General features: G+C 71.9%; 16 protein-coding genes and 1 pseudogene. 7 read left to right on the plus strand and 10 right to left on the minus strand.

Annotation, left to right across the window (positions count from 1 at the left end):
* Positions 1–53: 53 nt before the first annotated feature.
* A complete protein-coding gene (gene sufB, locus Q2K16_RS10345; protein WP_302745018.1) occupies positions 54–1,484 on the minus strand; it encodes a Fe-S cluster assembly protein SufB in 1,431 nt (476 codons plus the stop codon).
* On the minus strand, positions 1,481–2,224 hold the full coding sequence (locus tag Q2K16_RS10350; RefSeq protein WP_489671910.1) for a helix-turn-helix transcriptional regulator: 744 nt from the start codon (positions 2,222–2,224) through the stop codon (positions 1,481–1,483). Before Q2K16_RS10350 ends, sufB begins: the two co-directional genes overlap by 4 nt.
* A gap of 178 nt (positions 2,225–2,402) precedes the next feature.
* Here Q2K16_RS10350 and Q2K16_RS10355 point away from each other — a divergent pair, with 178 nt between their 5' ends.
* Positions 2,403–3,368: a COX15/CtaA family protein gene (locus tag Q2K16_RS10355; protein ID WP_302745021.1), complete on the plus strand. Its 966-nt coding sequence runs from the start codon at positions 2,403–2,405 to the stop codon at positions 3,366–3,368.
* 75 nt (positions 3,369–3,443) lie between these two features.
* On the opposite strand, the pseudogene Q2K16_RS10360 reads toward Q2K16_RS10355, so the two are convergent.
* The 3 genes and pseudogenes from Q2K16_RS10360 to Q2K16_RS10370 form a co-directional block, all read right to left on the minus strand.
* A pseudogene (locus Q2K16_RS10360) lies at positions 3,444–4,367 on the minus strand (ATP-grasp domain-containing protein); the annotation flags it as partial.
* Positions 4,364–4,696: a hypothetical protein gene (locus tag Q2K16_RS10365; protein ID WP_302745024.1), complete on the minus strand. Its 333-nt coding sequence runs from the start codon at positions 4,694–4,696 to the stop codon at positions 4,364–4,366. The pseudogene Q2K16_RS10360 and the gene Q2K16_RS10365, both read right to left, overlap by 4 nt.
* Positions 4,697–4,998: 302 nt before the next feature.
* Positions 4,999–5,958: a heme o synthase gene (locus Q2K16_RS10370; protein WP_302745025.1), complete on the minus strand. Its 960-nt coding sequence runs from the start codon at positions 5,956–5,958 to the stop codon at positions 4,999–5,001.
* Between the two features lie 264 nt (positions 5,959–6,222).
* On the opposite strand from Q2K16_RS10370, the gene tkt reads away from it, so the two are divergent.
* From tkt to pgl, 6 genes are all read left to right on the plus strand, one after another.
* On the plus strand, positions 6,223–8,352 hold the full coding sequence (tkt, locus tag Q2K16_RS10375) for a transketolase (protein WP_302745026.1): 2,130 nt from the start codon (positions 6,223–6,225) through the stop codon (positions 8,350–8,352).
* Positions 8,353–8,368: 16 nt separating this feature from the next.
* A complete protein-coding gene (gene tal, locus Q2K16_RS10380) occupies positions 8,369–9,571 on the plus strand; it encodes a transaldolase (protein ID WP_302745028.1) in 1,203 nt (400 codons plus the stop codon).
* Positions 9,572–9,646: 75 nt separating this feature from the next.
* Positions 9,647–9,874, plus strand: a complete 228-nt coding sequence (locus Q2K16_RS10385; protein WP_302745029.1) for a hypothetical protein — start codon at positions 9,647–9,649, stop codon at positions 9,872–9,874.
* Between the two features lie 11 nt (positions 9,875–9,885).
* A complete protein-coding gene (gene zwf, locus Q2K16_RS10390) occupies positions 9,886–11,427 on the plus strand; it encodes a glucose-6-phosphate dehydrogenase (protein ID WP_302745030.1) in 1,542 nt (513 codons plus the stop codon).
* A gap of 46 nt (positions 11,428–11,473) precedes the next feature.
* Positions 11,474–12,490 (plus strand): glucose-6-phosphate dehydrogenase assembly protein OpcA, encoded by a 1,017-nt coding sequence (locus tag Q2K16_RS10395; protein ID WP_302745031.1) that lies wholly within the window; start codon positions 11,474–11,476, stop codon positions 12,488–12,490.
* A 167-nt stretch (positions 12,491–12,657) separates the two neighbouring features.
* Entirely contained in the window at positions 12,658–13,428 is a 771-nt protein-coding gene (gene pgl, locus Q2K16_RS10400; protein WP_088645094.1) for a 6-phosphogluconolactonase, read from the plus strand.
* A 46-nt stretch (positions 13,429–13,474) separates the two neighbouring features.
* Here the strand turns inward: pgl and Q2K16_RS10405 are convergent, their stop codons facing one another.
* The 5 genes from Q2K16_RS10405 to gap form a co-directional block, all read right to left on the minus strand.
* Complete coding sequence (locus Q2K16_RS10405) at positions 13,475–13,819, minus strand: RNA polymerase-binding protein RbpA (protein WP_302745032.1); 345 nt, start codon at positions 13,817–13,819, stop codon at positions 13,475–13,477.
* Positions 13,820–13,941: 122 nt separating this feature from the next.
* Positions 13,942–14,202: a preprotein translocase subunit SecG gene (gene secG / locus Q2K16_RS10410; RefSeq protein ID WP_204959149.1), complete on the minus strand. Its 261-nt coding sequence runs from the start codon at positions 14,200–14,202 to the stop codon at positions 13,942–13,944.
* A gap of 95 nt (positions 14,203–14,297) precedes the next feature.
* Complete coding sequence (tpiA, locus tag Q2K16_RS10415; protein WP_088645053.1) at positions 14,298–15,089, minus strand: triose-phosphate isomerase; 792 nt, start codon at positions 15,087–15,089, stop codon at positions 14,298–14,300.
* Positions 15,089–16,288: a phosphoglycerate kinase gene (locus Q2K16_RS10420; RefSeq protein ID WP_302745035.1), complete on the minus strand. Its 1,200-nt coding sequence runs from the start codon at positions 16,286–16,288 to the stop codon at positions 15,089–15,091. The genes tpiA and Q2K16_RS10420 overlap by 1 nt, the downstream gene beginning before the upstream one ends.
* Positions 16,289–16,340: 52 nt before the next feature.
* Entirely contained in the window at positions 16,341–17,345 is a 1,005-nt protein-coding gene (gene gap / locus Q2K16_RS10425; RefSeq protein ID WP_302745036.1) for a type I glyceraldehyde-3-phosphate dehydrogenase, read from the minus strand.
* Between the last annotated feature and the right edge of the window lie 273 nt (positions 17,346–17,618).

Below are 17,618 nucleotides of genomic sequence, written 5' to 3' on the forward strand. Positions count from 1 at the left end.
TCTTCCTTGGTCTGTCTGTCCGGGACGACGGTGTCGTGGGGCGGCGGGCGGCGTCAGCCGACCGCGCCCTCCATCTGGAGTTCGATCAGGCGGTTGAGCTCCAGGGCGTACTCCATCGGGAGTTCCTTGGCGATCGGCTCGATGAAGCCGCGCACGATCATCGCCATCGCCTCGTCCTCGCTCAGCCCCCGGCTCATCAGGTAGAAGAGCTGGTCGTCGCTGATCTTGGAGACGGTCGCCTCGTGCCCCATCGACACGTCGTCCTCACGGATGTCGACGTACGGGTAGGTGTCCGAGCGGGAGACGGTGTCGACCAGCAGCGCGTCGCACTTGACCGTGCTGCGGCTGTGGTGCGAGCCCTCCAGCACCTGCACCAGCCCCCGGTACGAGGTACGGCCGCCGCCCCGGGCGATCGACTTCGACACGATGGTGCTGCTGGTGTGCGGCGCGGCGTGCACCATCTTGGCCCCGGCGTCCTGGTGCTGGCCCTCACCGGCCATCGCCACCGAGAGCACCTCGCCCTTGGCGTGCTCGCCGGTCATGTAGACCGCCGGGTACTTCATGGTCACCTTGGAGCCGATGTTGCCGTCGACCCACTCCATGGTGGCGCCCTCGTGGCAGACGGCCCGCTTGGTGACCAGGTTGTAGACGTTGTTCGACCAGTTCTGGATGGTCGTGTAGCGGCAGCGCGCGTTCTTCTTGACGACGATCTCGACGACCGCGCTGTGCAGCGAGTCGGACGAGTAGAGCGGCGCGGTGCAGCCCTCGACGTAGTGCACGTACGCGCCCTCGTCGACGATGATCAGCGTCCGCTCGAACTGGCCCATGTTCTCGGTGTTGATCCGGAAGTACGCCTGGAGCGGGATCTCCACGTGCACGCCCTTCGGCACGTAGATGAACGAGCCACCGGACCACACGGAGGTGTTCAGCGCGGCGAACTTGTTGTCGCCGACCGGGATCACCGTGCCGAAGTACTCCTTGAAGATGTCCTCGTGCTCCTTGAGGGCGGTGTCGGTGTCCAGGAAGACGACACCCTGCTCCTCCAGGTCCTCGCGGATCTTGTGGTAGACCACCTCGGACTCGTACTGCGCCGCGACGCCGGCGACCAGCCGCTGCTTCTCGGCCTCCGGGATGCCCAGCCGGTCGTAGGTGTTCTTGATGTCCTCCGGCAGGTCCTCCCAGCTGGTGGCCTGCTTCTCGGTGGAGCGCACGAAGTACTTGATGTTGTCGAAGTCGATCCCGGTGAGGTCGGCGCCCCAGGACGGCATCGGCTTGCGGCCGAACAGCCGCAGGCCCTTGAGCCGCAGGTCGAGCATCCAGGCCGGCTCGTTCTTCTTCGCCGAGATGTCCCGCACCACCGCCTCGTTGAGACCGCGCTGGGCGGCCGCCCCGGCGACGTCGGGGTCGGCCCAGCCGTACTCGTAGCGACCGAGGGCGGCGAGCTGCTCTTCCTGGGTCAGGGGCTGGACGATCTGCTCGGTCATCTATCTGTCCTCACAGTGGTGACGGTGTTACCGGACTGGGCGCGCGGCTGGGCCGGAATGTGCGTGGTGCACACCCCGTCGCCGTGCGCGATGGTGGCCAGACGCTGCACGTGGGTGCCGACCAGACGGGAGATGACCGCCGTCTCGGCCTCGCACAGCTGGGGGAACTCGGCGGCCACGTGCGCCACCGGACAGTGGTGCTGGCAGAGCTGCCCGCCCGAGGCGATCGTCGACGCGTTGGCAGCGTAACCCTCGGCGGTGAGCGCACCGGCGAGTGCCTCGGACCGGGCCAGCGGATCGTCGCCGGCGTCCTCCATGGCGGCCCGGCAGCGGGCCTCCAACGCGGCGACCTGGTCGGCGGCGAACGCCTCGACCGCGTCCGGGCCGCCGTTGCGGGCGATCCAGCGCAGCGCGGCGGTGGCCATGTTGTCGTAGTGGTGGGTGCCGCAGCGCCGCCGGGCCGCGTCGGTGAGCAGGAAGACCTTCGCCGGTCGGCCCCGCCCCCGGCTGCCCCGCACGGTCTGCTCCCGGGCGACCACGTCGCCGTCGGCGAGCATCGCGTCGAGGTGCCGGCGGATCGCGGCCGGACTGAGACCGAGCGCCGAGCCGAGTTGGCCGGCGGTGGCCGCCCCCTGCTCCAGCAGGAGCCGGGTCACCCGGTCACGGGTCGACAGGTCGGTGGGGGCGTCAGGCGTCGGGGGCGGCGTGGCACGCCGCACGGCGTCCGTACCGCGCCGCACGGCACGGCGGGACCGCGCGCCGACGCCGACGGCCGGAGCGGCCGTCGGCGGGTGCCCGGAGAGCGCCGCCGCTTTTTTCACAACGCCAACGTTACGTAATTCGCCGGGGGCCCGCAAACCCGACCCCGGTGATCCGGCCCACCGGGGTCACGGAGTCACCCGATCGGGATCAACTACGGTGCGTAGGATTCGCTCCGTGAAGCGATCCGTCCGGTTCCCGGTCTCGACCACCCTGCTGCGCCGCCTCGCGTACGCCTCGATCGTGGCCAACGTGGCCATCGTGGTGACCGGCGGGGCCGTCCGGCTCACCGCGTCGGGGCTCGGCTGCCCGACCTGGCCCCGGTGCACCGACGCGTCCTACACCACGACCGCCGAGATGGGCGTGCACGGGGTGATCGAGTTCGGCAACCGGCTGCTCACCTTCGCCGTCGGGGCGATCGCGCTGGCCACCCTGCTGGCCGTGCTGGCCCACCGGCCCCGACGCCCCGGGCTGACGGGACTGGCGGTGGCGGTGTTCCTCGGCATCCCCGCGCAGGCCGTGATCGGCGGGATCACCGTGCTGACCGACCTCAACCCGTGGGTGGTCGGGCTGCACTTCCTCGCCTCGATGGCGGTCATCGCCGCCGCGTACGCCCTCTGGCGGCGGATCGTCGACCCGGACGGGCCGGCGGTGCCGGTGGTGCCCGGGCCGCTGCGTACCCTCGCCCGGCTCACCACCGCCGTCAGCGTCGCGGTGCTGGTGGTCGGGACCTGGGTGACCGGCAGCGGCCCGCACGCCGGCGACCACGGGGCCGCCCGTAACGGGCTGGCCCCGGAGACGATCTCCCAGGTGCACGCCGACGGGGTGTTCCTGCTGATCGGCCTCTCCGTCGCGCTGGTCCTGGCGTTGCGGGCGGTCGGCGCGACCGGACCGGCCCGCGCCGCCCTGGTGCTGGTCGCGGTGGAGCTGGGGCAGGGCCTGATCGGTTTCGTGCAGTACTTCACCCACCTGCCGGCCGTGCTGGTCGCCGCGCACATGCTCGGCTCCTGCCTGGTGCTGCTGGCCACCCTGGCGATGCTCTGGTCGACCCGGCAGCGCCGGCCGGCCACCGGCGACCCGGCGTCGCCGCCGGCCGGGCAGCAGCGGGTGCCGGCCACCGTCTGAGCATCACCGGGGCGGACCGGCCGGGATCGGCCGTGCGCGTCGGGGCGAAGCGGTGCGACCGCCGGGCCCGGCCCCGCGGCGGGCGAGGTGGACCAGCACCGCGTCGGCGAGCCGCTCGGCGGCGCCGTCGGCGTGACCGAGGAACAGCGACGGCTCGGTCAGCTCCAGCTCGATCAGCACGGGTGCGCCGTCCGGGCCGGGGATCAGGTCCACCCGGGCGTAGAGCAGCCGCTGCGGGCCGCCGGGGACCTCGGCCAACACCCGTCCGGCAACGGCCAACTGCTCCCCGGTGGCGGTGCGCGCGTCGATCCGCTCCGGCCGGTACAGCCCCTCGACTCCCCGGTCCGGGCCGTCGAGCATGGCCCCCTTACGGATGGCGTGGCTGAACGCCAGGCCGTCCGGGCCGGCCACGAAGAGCAGCGCGGTCTCCCCGGCAACGTCCACCGCGTCCAGGTACGGCTGGACCATGGCGGTCCGGCCGGCGGCCGTCAGCCGGCGAACGTGCGCCACGGCCAGGTCCCGGTGGGTCGGGTCGGCGGGGTCGTACCGGCCGGTGTCGAGGCTGCCGACGCTGACCGACGGCTTCACCACGTACCGGCCGGGGGTCGGGGGCGGCACCCAGTCGTCGCCCGGCGCGACCCAGGAGGTCGGCACGGTGGGCACCCCGGCGGCGGCGAGGTCGCCGAGATAGCGCTTGTCGGTGTTCCACCGCACCACGTCGGCGGGGTTGACCAGGGTGGGCACGGTGCCGGCCCAGGCGACGAACTCGTCGCGGTGCGGGGCGTAGTCCCAGGGTGAGCGGAGCACCACCAGGTCGTAGCCGGCCCAGTCGACCCGGGGGTCGTCCCAGACGGCCGCCTCGGCGGTGACGCCCCGGGCCGCCAGCGGGGCGAGCACGAGCCTGTCGTCGGGGTAGAGGTCGGCGAAACGGGAGCAGGTGACGAGAGCGACCCGGGGTTCCCCCCGGGTCGACTGGTGGTGGGTGGGGTTGTCGGTCAACGGGACATGGTGCGCCGGGCCATCGACCGCCACAGGTCGTTGCTCGGCCGCATCTGGTCCATCAGCTCACGCTCCCAGGCGTTCTCGACGGCGACTCCCGCCTGCGCGCACGCCTCCCGGGCGGTCACGGTGTCCTCGGCGAACTGGTCGCCCCAGGCACCGTCGGTGCCGACCAGGACGATCCGGGCACCACGCTTGCCGACGTACTCGATGACCGCCTTCGCGCCGCCGTGGGCGGCGGCGAAGGACCTGATGCCCGCGACCACCCCGGTGGGGGCCGCTCCGGCGGTCTGCTCGGCCGTCAGCGTCGTATCGGAACCTTCTGCCATGACGCGAAGCCTAAGCAGACTTCCACCCCTACGCGCGAGAATCATGAAGTATTTGTGATACCAATTACCCGAGGGTTTATCGGAAAGCGCGAGCGCATTGTCCGGGCATGTCGGATAAGTGCGGGCATAACAACCGGGCGCGATCGTCCTGATGTGTCCAGCTTGTGGCACTCGCCGGACCCGAAGAAAATCCCATCATCCGGGCGGAGATCCGAACCGTCCCCGGCGTGTCGCGGCCCGCCCGGGCACCCCCACCGGGCCCCGCGACACCCCGGGGCACCGCCCGGCGGGCACGGCGGAGGTCAGAGCAGGGCGTCGAGGGCCACCGCGACGAACACGATGGTCAGGTAGGTCGTCGACCAGTGGAACAGCCGCATCGGCTTGACCGGCCCGCCCCGGGTCACCCGCCGGCAGAGCCGGTGCGCCTCGACCAGGAAGACGGCCCCCACCACGGCGGTCGGCACTCCGTAGACCGCGCTCATGCCCAGCGGCCACAGCGCCAGCGAGGTCGCCACCGTCAGCCAGGCGAAGATCAGGATCTCGGCGTTGACCCGCCGCGGCGAGGCCACCACCGGCAGCATCGGGATGCCCGCCCGGGCATAGTCGTCCTTGTATTTCATGGCCAGCGGGTAGAAGTGCGGCATCTGCCAGAAGAAGACCACCGCGAACAGCACCCACGCCGCCGGGGCCAGCGACCCCGTCACCGCCGCCCAGCCGATCAGCACCGGCGCCGCCCCGCAGGCCCCACCCCAGAAGGTGTTCGCCGTCGTGGTGCGCTTGAGCCAGAGCGTGTAGACCAGGTCGTAGTAGACGATCGCGGCCAGCGTCAGCGCGGTGGCCAGCAGGTTGGTGAACGTCGCCATCAATGCGAGCGACACCGCCGCCAGCACCAGCCCGAAGACCAGGGCGCTGCGGGGCGACACGGTGTGCGCCGGCAGCGGACGCCGCTTGGTGCGCCGCATCAACTGGTCGATGTCCCGGTCGATGTAGCAGTTCAGCACGCTCGCCGCACCGGCGGCCAGGGAGCCGCCGACCAGCACCACGGCCATCAGCCACAGCGACGGCAGGCCGCCCTCGGCGAGCATCATCGCCGGCACCGTGGTCACCAGCAGCAGCTCCACGATGCGCGGCTTGGTGAGCGTCACGTACGCCGACACCACCGCCCGGACGTCCCGCCGGCGGGCCGTCGGCCGCCCGCCCACCGTGCGCACCGGCGGCTGCCCGGCAGAGTTGCTGACGGGGCGCTCGGTGATCATGCTCACGGATTGCCACCTTCCGGCGTCGGCAGGGGAAGTCGGTTCGGCGGGACCCCGTCGGGGTCCACACGCCGGACCACACACTACGCGTCGTCGTTTTCGCTGCCCGGGCGACCCGACAACGGTGCGGGCCGTCACACCTGACGGGTGACCGAACGATCCGGTCGGCCCGTACGTAACTGCCTGCTGAGATCCCCGGGCGGACGTTTAGACCCGCTCGATAGGGTCACCAGTGAGGGTTCCGCCCATCTGCCGAGGAGCACAACCATAGTGGCTGCCAACCGACCCGCACTCAACTGGACCGACCTCGACCGCCGGGCCGTCGACACCGTCCGCGTCCTGGCCATGGATGCCGTAGAGAAATCCGGCAACGGCCACCCCGGCACCGCGATGAGCCTCGCGCCCGCGGCGTACCTGCTGTTCAACCGGGTGATGCGGCACAATCCGGCCGACCCGAACTGGCCCGGCCGGGACCGGTTCGTCCTGTCCGCCGGGCACTCCAGCCTCACGCTCTACATCCAGCTCTTCCTCTCCGGCTACCCGCTGAGCCTGGACGACCTGAAGTCGCTGCGGCAGTGGGGCTCGCTCACCCCGGGCCACCCGGAGCACGGCCACACCCCCGGGGTCGAGACCACCACCGGCCCGCTCGGTCAGGGCCTGGGCAACGCGGTGGGCATGGCGATGGCGGCCCGCCGCGAGCGGGGCCTGTTCGACCCGGAGAGCGAGCCGGGGCAGTCGGTCTTCGACCACCAGATCTGGTGCATCGCCTCCGACGGCGACATCGAGGAGGGCATCAGCCACGAGGCGAGCGCCCTGGCCGGCCACCAGCAACTGGGCAACCTCACGCTGATCTACGACGACAACGAGATCTCCATCGAGGACGACACCCGCATCGCCAAGAGCGAGGACGTGGCGGCCCGCTACGCGGCGTACGGCTGGCACGTGCAGACCGTCGACTGGCGGGCCGGTGACGCCGACCAGGGCGACTACCACGAGGACGTGGAGGCGCTCCACCAGGCGCTGCTGGCGGCGAAGGCCGAGACCGGCCGCCCCTCGTTCATCGCGCTGCGCACCATCATCGGCTGGCCCGCGCCCAACAAGAAGAACACCGGCAAGATCCACGGCTCGGCGCTCGGCGTCGACGAGGTGAAGGCCACCAAGGAGATCCTCGGCTTCGACCCGCAGCAGAGCTTCCAGGTCGACGAGGAGGTGCTCGCGCACGCCCGGGGGGTGCTGACCCGCGGCACCGAGGCCGAGCAGGCGTGGACCGGCGAGTTCGACGCCTGGGCGCAGGCCAACCCGGAGCGCAGGGCGCTCTACGACCGGATCGCCGGCCGGGTCCTGCCGCAGGGCTGGACGGACGCGCTGCCGGTCTTCCCCGCCGACGCCAAGGGCGTGGCCACCCGGGCCGCCTCCGGCAAGGTGCTGGAGGCGCTCGCCCCGGTGCTGCCGGAGCTGTGGGGTGGCTCGGCCGACCTGGCGGAGAGCAACAACACCACCATGAAGGGCGAGCCGTCGTTCATCCCGGCCGCCCACGCCACCAAGGACTTCCCCGGCCACGAGTACGGCCGCACGCTGCACTTCGGCATCCGTGAGCACGCCATGGGCGCGATCCTCAACGGCATCGCCCTGCACGGCGGCACCCGCCCGTACGGCGGCACCTTCCTGGTGTTCAGCGACTACATGCGCCCCTCGGTGCGACTCGCGGCCCTGATGAAGCTGCCGGTGACGTACGTCTGGACGCACGACTCGATCGGTCTCGGCGAGGACGGCCCGACCCACCAGCCGGTGGAGCATCTGACCGCGCTGCGCGCCATCCCCGGCCTGGACGTGGTCCGGCCCGCCGACGCCAACGAGACCGCCTGGGCGTGGCGGCAGGCGCTGGAGCACACCGACCGGCCGACCGCGCTGGCGCTGAGCCGGCAGCCGCTGCCGACCCTGGACCGGGAGCGGTACGCCGGCGCCGAGGGCACCGCCAAGGGCGGCTACGTGCTGGCCGAGGCGTCCAACGGCAAGCCGCAGGTGATCATCGTGGGCACCGGTTCCGAGGTGCAGCTCTGCCTCACCGCCCGGGAGCGGCTGGAGGCCGACGGCACCCCCACCCGGGTCGTCTCGATGCCCTGCCAGGAGTGGTTCTACGAGCAGGACGAGGCGTACCGCGAGTCGGTGCTGCCGCGCGGGGTGCAGGCCCGGGTGAGCGTCGAGGCCGGGATCGGGATGTCCTGGCGGGGCATCGTCGGCGACCTGGGCGAGAGCGTCAGCCTGGAGCACTACGGGGCCAGCGCCCCGCACACCGTGCTGTTCGAGCAGTTCGGCTTCACCCCCGACCGGATCGTCGCCGCCGCGCACGCGGCGCTGACCCGGGTGGGCGACATCACCGGTTTCACGACCGGCAACTGAGGGGAGCGTGGACGACATGACGGACAGACTGGGTGACCTCACCGCCGCCGGAGTGGCGGTCTGGCTCGACGACCTTTCCCGGGTACGACTGAGCTCCGGCGGGCTGGACCGGCTCCGCCGCGAGCAGCACGTGGCCGGGGTGACCACCAACCCGACCATCTTCGCCAAGGCGCTCAGCGACGCCGACGAGTACAACTGGCAGCTCAAGGACCTCGCCACCCGGGGCATCGAGGTCGAAGAGGCCGTCCGGATGCTCACCACCTACGACGTGCGCTGGGCGTGCGACGTGATGCGCCCGTCGTACGACGGCAGCGCCGGTGTCGACGGACGGGTCTCCATCGAGGTCGACCCGCGGGTCGCCCACGACACCGACAAGACGGTCGCCGAGGCCAAGGCGCTGTGGTGGCTGGTGGACCGGCCGAACCTGTTCATCAAGATCCCGGCGACCGAGGCGGGGCTGGCGGCGATCACCGCGACCCTGGCCGAGGGGATCAGCGTCAACGTCACGCTGATCTTCGGGCTGGACCGCTACTCGGCGGTGATGGAGGCGTTCCTCGCCGGCCTGGAGCAGGCGAAGGCCAACGGCCACGACCTGTCCACCATCGGCTCGGTGGCCTCGTTCTTCGTCTCCCGGGTCGACTCCGAGATCGACAAGCGACTGGATCGGATGGCCGGTGAGGCTTCCGACGGGGCGGGCAAAGAGCGCGCGCTGGGACTGAAGGGGCGCGCTGCCGTGGCCAACGCCCAGCTCGCCTACGAGCGCTACACCGAGGTCTTCTCCTCCGACAGGTGGCAGGCCCTGGCCGACGCCGGCGCCCACCCGCAGCGCCCGCTGTGGGCGTCGACCTCGACCAAGAACCCGGACTACCGCGACGTGATCTACGTCGAGGAGCTGATCGCGCCGGGCACCGTCAACACCATGCCGGAGTCGGTCGTGACGGCGTACGCCGAGCACGGGGAGACCCGGGGCGACACCATCACCGGCGCGTACGACGCGGCCCGGCAGGTCTTCGCCGACCTGGCCGCCGTCGGCATCGACATGGACGACGTGATCGCCACCCTGGAGCGGGAGGGCGTGGAGAAGTTCGAGGCGAGCTGGGGCGAGCTGCTCGACGGCGTCCGCACGTCGCTGGCCGCCGCCGCGCAGGGCGCCGGCGCCCCGAACGAGGCCGCCAAGGGCAACGCCGAGGCGGCCCAGCGGGCCGGCGGGAACGCGTGACCAACGGCGTCGGACGCGTCGCGGGGCCGGTCCCCGCGACGCCCCACGCCGCCGGCACCCCGACGGGGTGGCGATGTGAGTGACCTGTTGACCGGCCCGGCCGACGCCGCCGCCGGTCTCGCGGTGCACGGGGCGGACGCGGTCGCATCGACCGCGCCCGCCGCCGTACGGGCCGTCCCGCGCACGCGGGGCGGCCCGGTGGCACCTGCCGGCCGACCCGGGCCGGTGCCACCGCCGCACCTGACCGACAGGCCGGCCGGGCCGGCCCGGCTGCTGGATGCGATCGGACGATGGCGGGCGTGACGATGGACGACATGGACCACACGGAGCGAGGAGGCGGCGTGAATCCGCTGCGCGACGCGCAGGACCGGCGACTCCCCCGGATCCCGGAGCCGTGCGCCCTGGTGATCTTCGGGGTGACCGGCGACCTGGCGCGCAAGAAGCTGCTGCCTGCGGTTTACGACCTGGCCAACCGGGGACTGCTGCCCCCCGGTTTCGTGGTGCTGGGGTTCGCCCGCCGCGACTGGGGCGACGGTGACTTCGAGGCGCTGGCCCACGAGTCGGCCAAGCAGCACGCCCGGACACCCTGGCGCGAGGAGGTGTGGGGCCGGCTGGCCGGCAACATCAAGTTCGTCGGTGGCTCGTTCGACGACGACGCCGCCTTCGACAAGCTCTCCGCGACGCTGAACCAGCTGCGCGACAGCCACGGCATCCACGGCAACGCCGCGTTCTACTTCTCCATCCCCCCGACGGCCTTCCCGGTGGTGCTCAAGCAACTGGCCCGCACCGGGATGGCCGACAACGAGAAGTGCGGCGGCTGGCGGCGGGTGGTGGTGGAGAAGCCGTTCGGCAACGACCTGCCGTCGGCGAAGGAACTCAACGACCTGGTCGACGACGTGTTCACCAGGCAGGACGTCTTCCGGATCGACCACTACCTCGGCAAGGAGACGGTCCAGAACATCCTCGCCCTGCGGTTCGCCAACAACCTGTTCGAGCCGCTGTGGAACTCCAAGTACGTCGACTCGGTGCAGATCACCATGGCCGAGGACGTCGGCATCGGCACCCGGGCCGGCTTCTACGACTCGGTCGGCACCGCCCGGGACGTCCTCCAGAACCACCTGCTCCAGCTGCTCGCCCTGGTCGCCATGGAGGAGCCCACCAGCTTCGACGCCGACGAGATCCGGGCCGAGAAGCTGAAGGTGCTCAAGGCGATCACCCTGCCGAAGGACGTGGCCCGGGGCACCGTACGCGGCCAGTACCTGCCCGGCTGGGTGGGCGGCCAGCGGGCCGTCGGCTACCTCGACGAGGAGGGCGTCCCCGCCGACTCCACCACCGAGACGTACGTCGCCGTGGAGCTGGGCATCCAGAACCGGCGCTGGGCCGGGGTGCCGTTCTACATCCGGGCGGGCAAGCGGCTGCCCCGGCGGGTCACCGAGGTGGCCATCATGTTCAAGAAGGCGCCGCACCTGCCGTTCAACGCCGCCGACATGGAGTCCCTCGGCCCCAACCAGCTCGTCATCCGGGTGCAGCCGGACGAGGGTGTGGTGCTCAAGTTCGGCTCCAAGGTGCCGGGCACCACGATGGAGGTCCGCGACATCGCGATGGACTTCCAGTACGGCGAGGCGTTCACCGAGTCCAGCCCCGAGGCGTACGAACGGCTGGTGCTGGACGTGCTGATCGGCGACCGGACACTCTTCCCGGACGCCGCCGAGGTGGAGCAGAGCTGGGCGGTGGTGGACCCGCTGGAGCACGCCTGGGAGGGCACCAGGCCGGAGCCGTACCGGGCCGGCGAGTGGGGCCCCCGGGCCGCCGACGAGATGCTGGCCCGCGAGGGCCGCGCCTGGCGGCGGGCGTGAACGGGCAGGCAGGTAGCAGGCACAGCGGGCGGACCGGGAGGCACCAGTGATCGGGCTGTGGGACACCACCGGCAACGAGGTGGTCAAGGCGCTCGCCGCCGAACGGCGCAGCGCGGGCGGGGTGGCCAGCGGAATGGCGCTCACCCTGATCGTCGTGGTCGACGAGAAGCGGGTCCGGGACGCGGAGGCGGCGGCCACCATCGCCGCCGCCGCCCACCCGTGCCGGCTGCTCGTCGTCGTCCGCGCCGACGTGGAGCGGGAACGCAACAGGTTGGACGCGGAGATCGTCGTCGGCGGCCGGTTGGGCCCGTGCGAGGCGGTGGTGACCCGCATGTACGGCCGGCTCGCCCTGCACGCCGAGTCGGTGGTGATGCCGCTGCTGGTGCCGGACGTGCCGGTGGTCACCTGGTGGCACGGCGAACCGCCGGCGGAGATCGCCACCGACTTCCTCGGCGTGGTCGCCGACCGGCGGATCACCGACTGCGCGCAGGCCATCGACCCGATCGAGGCGTTGCGGGAACGGGCCCGGGACTACGCCCCAGGCGACACCGACCTGGCGTGGACCCGGATCACCCCGTGGCGCACCCTGGTCGCCGGGGCGTTCGACACCACCGAGGCGCGGGTGACCGAGGCGACCGTGGTGGCCCCGCGTACCGACCCGACGGCGGCGCTGATGCGGGGTTGGCTGGCCGCCCGGCTCGGCATCGACCCGCAGTGGCAGCACACCGACGACCACCCGAGGATGCGTCAGGTGCAGCTGCGCTGCGCCAACGGCGACGAGCTGACGCTGACCCGGGACGACAGCCTGGCGGTGTTCCGGCGTACCGGCCAGGACGACCGGGTGCTGCCGCTGGTGCGGCGGCCGCTCGGCGACGAACTGGCCGAGGAGCTGCGCCGCCTCGACACCGACCAGGTGTACGCCGAGGCGTTGGGCGCGGCGGCCGGCCTGTCCGGGCTGGAGCAGCGCCCGTCGCAGCGGGTGCACGTCTGGAAGGACCCGGCCACCGCACGGCGGGCGGAGGCGGGCGTCAGCGCGCACGCCGGCACCAGAACGGCATCCTGACCGTACGCCGGTGGGCGGTCCTGCGGGGCCGCCCACCGGCGTACGGCGCCTGCCCGCCCACGGCGGGCGGCCGGCACGACGAGATCCCCGGTGACACCGGCACCCGGCGGGCCTACCGGTTCCGCCACGACGAGCAGGACCGCGTCGCGCGGTCAGGAGAGGCCAACATGAGTGAGGCGAGTGTCGCCGTGCACGCCGACGCCGACCTGCTGGCGCAGGCGGTGGCGGCCCGGCTGGTGGTGAAGTTGCTCGACGCGCAGGCGGAGCGGGGTGCGGCGTCGATCGTGCTGACCGGGGGTCGGATCGCCGCGGCGGTCTACCGGGCGGTGGGCGCGCTGCCCGCCCACGACGCCGTCGACTGGTCCCGGGTGGACGTCTGGTGGGGCGACGAGCGGTTCCTGCCGGCCGGCGACCCGGAGCGCAACGAGACGCAGGCCCGCGCCGCGCTGCTGGACGCGATGCCGCTGGACCCGGCCCGGGTGCACCCGATGCCGGCCACCGACGGCCCGACCGGCGACGACCCGGAGGCCGGTGCCGCCGCGTACGCCGAGGAGCTGGCGCGGGCCGCCCGGCCCGGCCACGCCGCGCTGCCCCACTTCGACGTGCTGATGCTGGGCGTCGGTGAGGACGGGCACGTGGCGTCGGTCTTCCCCGAGCACCCGGTGCACCACGACACCCGGCCGGTCAGCGCGGTGCGGGGCAGCCCGAAGCCGCCGCCGGTGCGGACCACCCTCACCCTGCCGGCGATCAACACCGCCGAGGAGGTCTGGCTGGTCGCCAGCGGGGCCGACAAGGCGCGGGCGGTGGGCATGGCGCTGGCCGGGGCCGGCCCGAAGCAGCTCCCGGCGGCCGGGGTGCAGGGCGTCTCGCGGACCCTGTGGCTGCTCGACCGGGCGGCGGCGGCCGACGTGCCGGCCCGGTTGCGCAGCCTGCGCTGAGCGCGGGGCGGTCCACCCGCCCGGTCAGCTCACGCCGCCGGGGCGGTCACTCCCGGCCGCGTCGGCGGCGCAGCGCGGCCAGCGCCTCGGCCAGCAGCGCCTCCCCCTCCTCCGGGGTACGCCGTTCCTTCACGTACGCCAGGTGGGTCTTGTAGGGCTCGGGACGGGTACGTCCGGGCGGGTTCTGGGCGTCCTGGCCGGCGGGCAGGCCGCAGCGCGGACAGTCCCAGACGGCCGGCTCCTCGGCGTCCAACGCCAACCGGATCTCGGTGGCGTGGTCGTTGCGGCACCAGTAGGTGACCGCGCGACGGGGGGCCGGCTCGTACCGTTCGGTGGGGCGCTCCGGCCCCGAACCGATTCGTGAACCGCGGATGACGTTGCCACTGGGCACGTTCGCTCCTGTCGTCGGAGGGGACCACCGCCTGAGGCGGGCGGTGGACGACGTGGCGGAGAAAAGAACTGCGCGCGGTCCGTGACGGACCGCGCGCAGATTGTACGACCTGATCGAGTCGCTCAGGACCCGCTGTTGAGCTGGAGCCGGAGCCAGAGGCCGAGCCCGATGATGCAGGCGAACCAGACGATGCTCACCAGGACGGTGTAGCGGTCCAGGTTCTTCTCGGCCACCGACGAGCCGGCCAGGCTGGAGCTGACCCCACCGCCGAACATGCTCGACAGCCCGCCGCCCTTACCCCGGTGCAGCAGAATGAGCATGGTGAGCAGAACGCTCGTGATGACCAGCAACACGATCAACGTGTATGCGAACCAGATCGGCATGGCTGGGGTCAGTCCTCTCGTTACGATCCTCGCCCGGACAGATCGGGCACGGCGGCACCGACCGGTGGACGGGCGGAGTCAAGAATAGCGAGCGATCAGGCGACCGTGTGCTCCGGGAACCGGCAGATCTTCGCGAACTCCTCGGCGTCGAGGCTGGCCCCGCCCACCAGCGCCCCGTCCACGTCCGGCTGGGACATGATCGACGCGACGTTGGACGACTTCACCGAGCCGCCGTAGAGGATCCGGACCTGGTCGGCGGTGCCCTGGTCGTAGGTCTCGACCAGCCGCTTGCGGACCTCCCCGCAGACCTCCTGGGCGTCCTCGGGGGTGGCCGTCTTGCCGGTGCCGATCGCCCAGACCGGCTCGTAGGCGACCACGACCTTGGTGACCTGCTCGGCGGTGAGCCCCTTCAGGGCGCCGTCGAGCTGGTCGCAGCAGTGCGGGACGTGCCGCAGCTGCTCACGGATCTCCAGGCCCTCACCGATGCAGAGGATCGGGGTGAGCCCGTTGGCCAGCGCGGCGGCGACCTTCGCGTTGACGATCGCGTCGTCCTCGTAGTGGTACTGCCGCCGCTCCGAGTGCCCGACCGCCACGTACGTGCAGCCCAGCTTGGCCAGCATCGCCCCGGAGATGTCGCCGGTGTACGCGCCGGACTGGTACGGCGACAGGTCCTGCCCGCCGTAGCCGATCAGCAGCTTGTCGCCGTCCACCGCCGTCTGCACGGTGCGCAGGTCGGTGAAGGGCGGCAGCACGACCGTCTCGACGGCGGTGAGCTGTTGCTCGGTGAGGCTCGCGGCCAGCTTCTGCACCAGCAGGTTGGCCTCGAGGTGGTTGAGGTTCATCTTCCAGTTGCCGGCCATCAGCGGCCGGCGGGTGACGCTCGCCATCAGTTCTCCAGGGCCGCGATGCCGGGGAGGGTCTTGCCCTCCAGGTACTCCAGGGACGCGCCGCCACCTGTCGAGATGTGCCCGAACGACGACTCGTCCAGGCCGAGGGCCCGCACGGCAGCCGCCGAGTCACCGCCACCGACCACGGTGAACGCGTCGGTCTTGGTGATCGCCTCGGCGACACCCCGGGTGCCGTTGGCAAAGGCCGGCATCTCGAACACGCCCATCGGGCCGTTCCAGAAGACCGTCTTCGCCTGGGAGAGCGCGGCGGTGAAGCCGGCCACCGTCTCCGGGCCGATGTCCAGGCCGAGCCGGTGGCTGGGGATGCCGTCGGCGGGCACCGTGTCGTGCGCGGCGTCCGGGGCGAAGGCGTCGGCCGCCACCACGTCGACCGGGAGCAGGATCTTGCCCTCGGCGCGGGCCAGGAGGTTGCCGCAGGTCTCGACCATCTCCTCCTCCAGCAGCGAGGTGCCCACCTCGTGGCCCTGGGCCTTGAGGAAGGTGAAGCACATCCCGCCGCCGATGAGCAGCCGGTCGACCTTCGGCAGCAGCGCCTCGATGACCGCCAGCTTGTCGGAGACCTTGGAACCGCCGAGCACCACCACGTACGGGCGCTCCGGCTCACCGGTCAGCCGGGACAACACCTCCACCTCACGCAGCACCAGCCGGCCCGCCACGTGCGGCAGCCGGGCCGGTACGTCGTGGACACTGGCGTGCTTGCGGTGCACCGCGCCGAACGCGTCGTCCACGTACGCCTCGCCGAACGCGGCGAGCTGGTCGGCGAAGGCCCCCCGCTCGGTGTCGTCCTTGCTGGTCTCCCCCTTGTTGAAGCGGAGGTTCTCCAGCAGGGCCACCTGGCCGTCGGCCAGCGCGTCCACCGTGGCGCGGGCGGACTCGCCGACGGTGTCGGTGGCGAAGTGCACAGGCGCGTCGAGCAACTCACCGAGCCGCCCGGCGACCGGGCGGAGGCTGTACTGCGGGTCCGGGGCGCCCTTCGGGCGACCCAGGTGCGAGCAGACCACGACCTTCGCCCCGGCCTGCACGAGCGCGCCCAGGGTGGGCAGCACGGCCCGGATGCGGCCGTCGTCGGTGATCTCCCCGGTCTGCTTGTCGAGCGGGACGTTCAGGTCGGCGCGCACCAGCACGCGCCGACCCGACACCCCCTCGGCGAGCAGGTCGTCGAGGTTGCGGATGCTCACAGAGCTAACTCTCCGTTCGTGACTGCGGGGCTCGCAAGCTCACTCCTCGCACTCACAGCGAGGAACCCACCAGCTTGACCAGGTCGACGAGCCGGTTGGAGTAGCCCCACTCGTTGTCGTACCAGCCGACGACCTTGACCTGGTTGCCGATGACCTTGGTCAGCGGCGCGTCGAAGATGCACGACGCCGGGTCGGTGACGATGTCGGCGGACACGATCGGGTCCTCGTTGTAGACCAGGATGCCCTTGAGCGGGCCGTCCGCGGCGGCCTTGAGCGCGGCGTTGACCTCGTCCACGCTGGTCTCCCGGCCGACCTCGACGGTCAGGTCGGTGGCCGAGCCGGTCGGGATCGGCACCCGCAGCGCGTAACCGTCCAGCTTGCCCTTGAGCACCGGCAGCACCAGCCCGATCGCCTTGGCGGCACCGGTCGAGGTGGGGACGATGTTCAGCGCGGCGGCGCGGGCCCGACGCAGGTCCTTGTGCGGCGCGTCCTGGAGGTTCTGGTCCTGGGTGTACGCGTGGATCGTGGTCATCAGGCCCTTCTCGATGCCGAAGGTGTCCTGCAGGACCTTCGCCATCGGGGCCAGGCAGTTCGTGGTGCACGACGCGTTCGAGATGATGGTGTGCTTGGCCGGGTCGTACTGGTCGTGGTTGACGCCCATGACGACCGTGACGTCCTCGTTCTTCGCCGGGGCGGAGATGATGACCTTCTTGGCCCCGCCGTCAACGTGCGCCTTGGCCTTGGTGGCGTCGGTGAAGAAACCGGTGGACTCGATGACGACGTCCACGCCGGCGTCGCCCCACGGCAGCTTCGCCGGGTCCTTCTCGGCGTACGCCTTGATGGTCTTGCCACCGACGGTGATCTCGTCGGCGGTGGCCTTGACCTCGTGCGGCAGGCGACCGAGGATGCTGTCGTACTTGAGCAGGTGGGCGAGCGTCGCGTTGTCGGTCAGGTCGTTCACGGCGACGACCTCGATGTCGGCGCCGGACGCCAGCACGGCCCGGAAGAAGTTACGGCCGATGCGGCCGAAGCCGTTGATGCCAACCCGGATGGTCACAGGTCCCATCTCCTCGCGTTCTGGTCCGCCGACGTCAGAACCGGGCCGGCGGAGGTGTGTGCGCCGGCCGGTGAGCCGGCCGTTGACGATTCGTCTCGGCCACCCCGCCACGGTCTGGGAGGACCTGACCGCCCGAGGCGGCGTGCACGGCGAGGAGTGCCTGTGCCGGCCCCCTTGCCGTACCCATCGACCCTATCCGAGCGTGCCCCGCCGCGATGCGGCGGGTGGTGACCCCGTCGGGTCGACGGCACGGCACGCCCCACCCACCCGACC

The organism is Micromonospora cynarisoli (assembly GCF_030518815.1).
Taxonomy (GTDB): Bacteria; Actinomycetota; Actinomycetes; order Mycobacteriales; family Micromonosporaceae; genus Micromonospora; species Micromonospora wenchangensis.

Coding starts and splice junctions, on each gene's coding strand:
- Q2K16_RS10365 (WP_302745024.1), bottom strand. CDS start 4,696: ATGGCAGAAGGTTCCGATACGACGCTGACGGCCGAGCAGACCGCCGGA.
- pgl (WP_088645094.1), top strand. CDS start 12,658: ATGAGTGAGGCGAGTGTCGCCGTGCACGCCGACGCCGACCTGCTGGCG.
- zwf (WP_302745030.1), top strand. CDS start 9,886: ATGGACCACACGGAGCGAGGAGGCGGCGTGAATCCGCTGCGCGACGCG.
- sufB (WP_302745018.1), bottom strand. CDS start 1,484: ATGACCGAGCAGATCGTCCAGCCCCTGACCCAGGAAGAGCAGCTCGCC.
- tpiA (WP_088645053.1), bottom strand. CDS start 15,089: ATGGCGAGCGTCACCCGCCGGCCGCTGATGGCCGGCAACTGGAAGATG.
- secG (WP_204959149.1), bottom strand. CDS start 14,202: ATGCCGATCTGGTTCGCATACACGTTGATCGTGTTGCTGGTCATCACG.
- tal (WP_302745028.1), top strand. CDS start 8,369: ATGACGGACAGACTGGGTGACCTCACCGCCGCCGGAGTGGCGGTCTGG.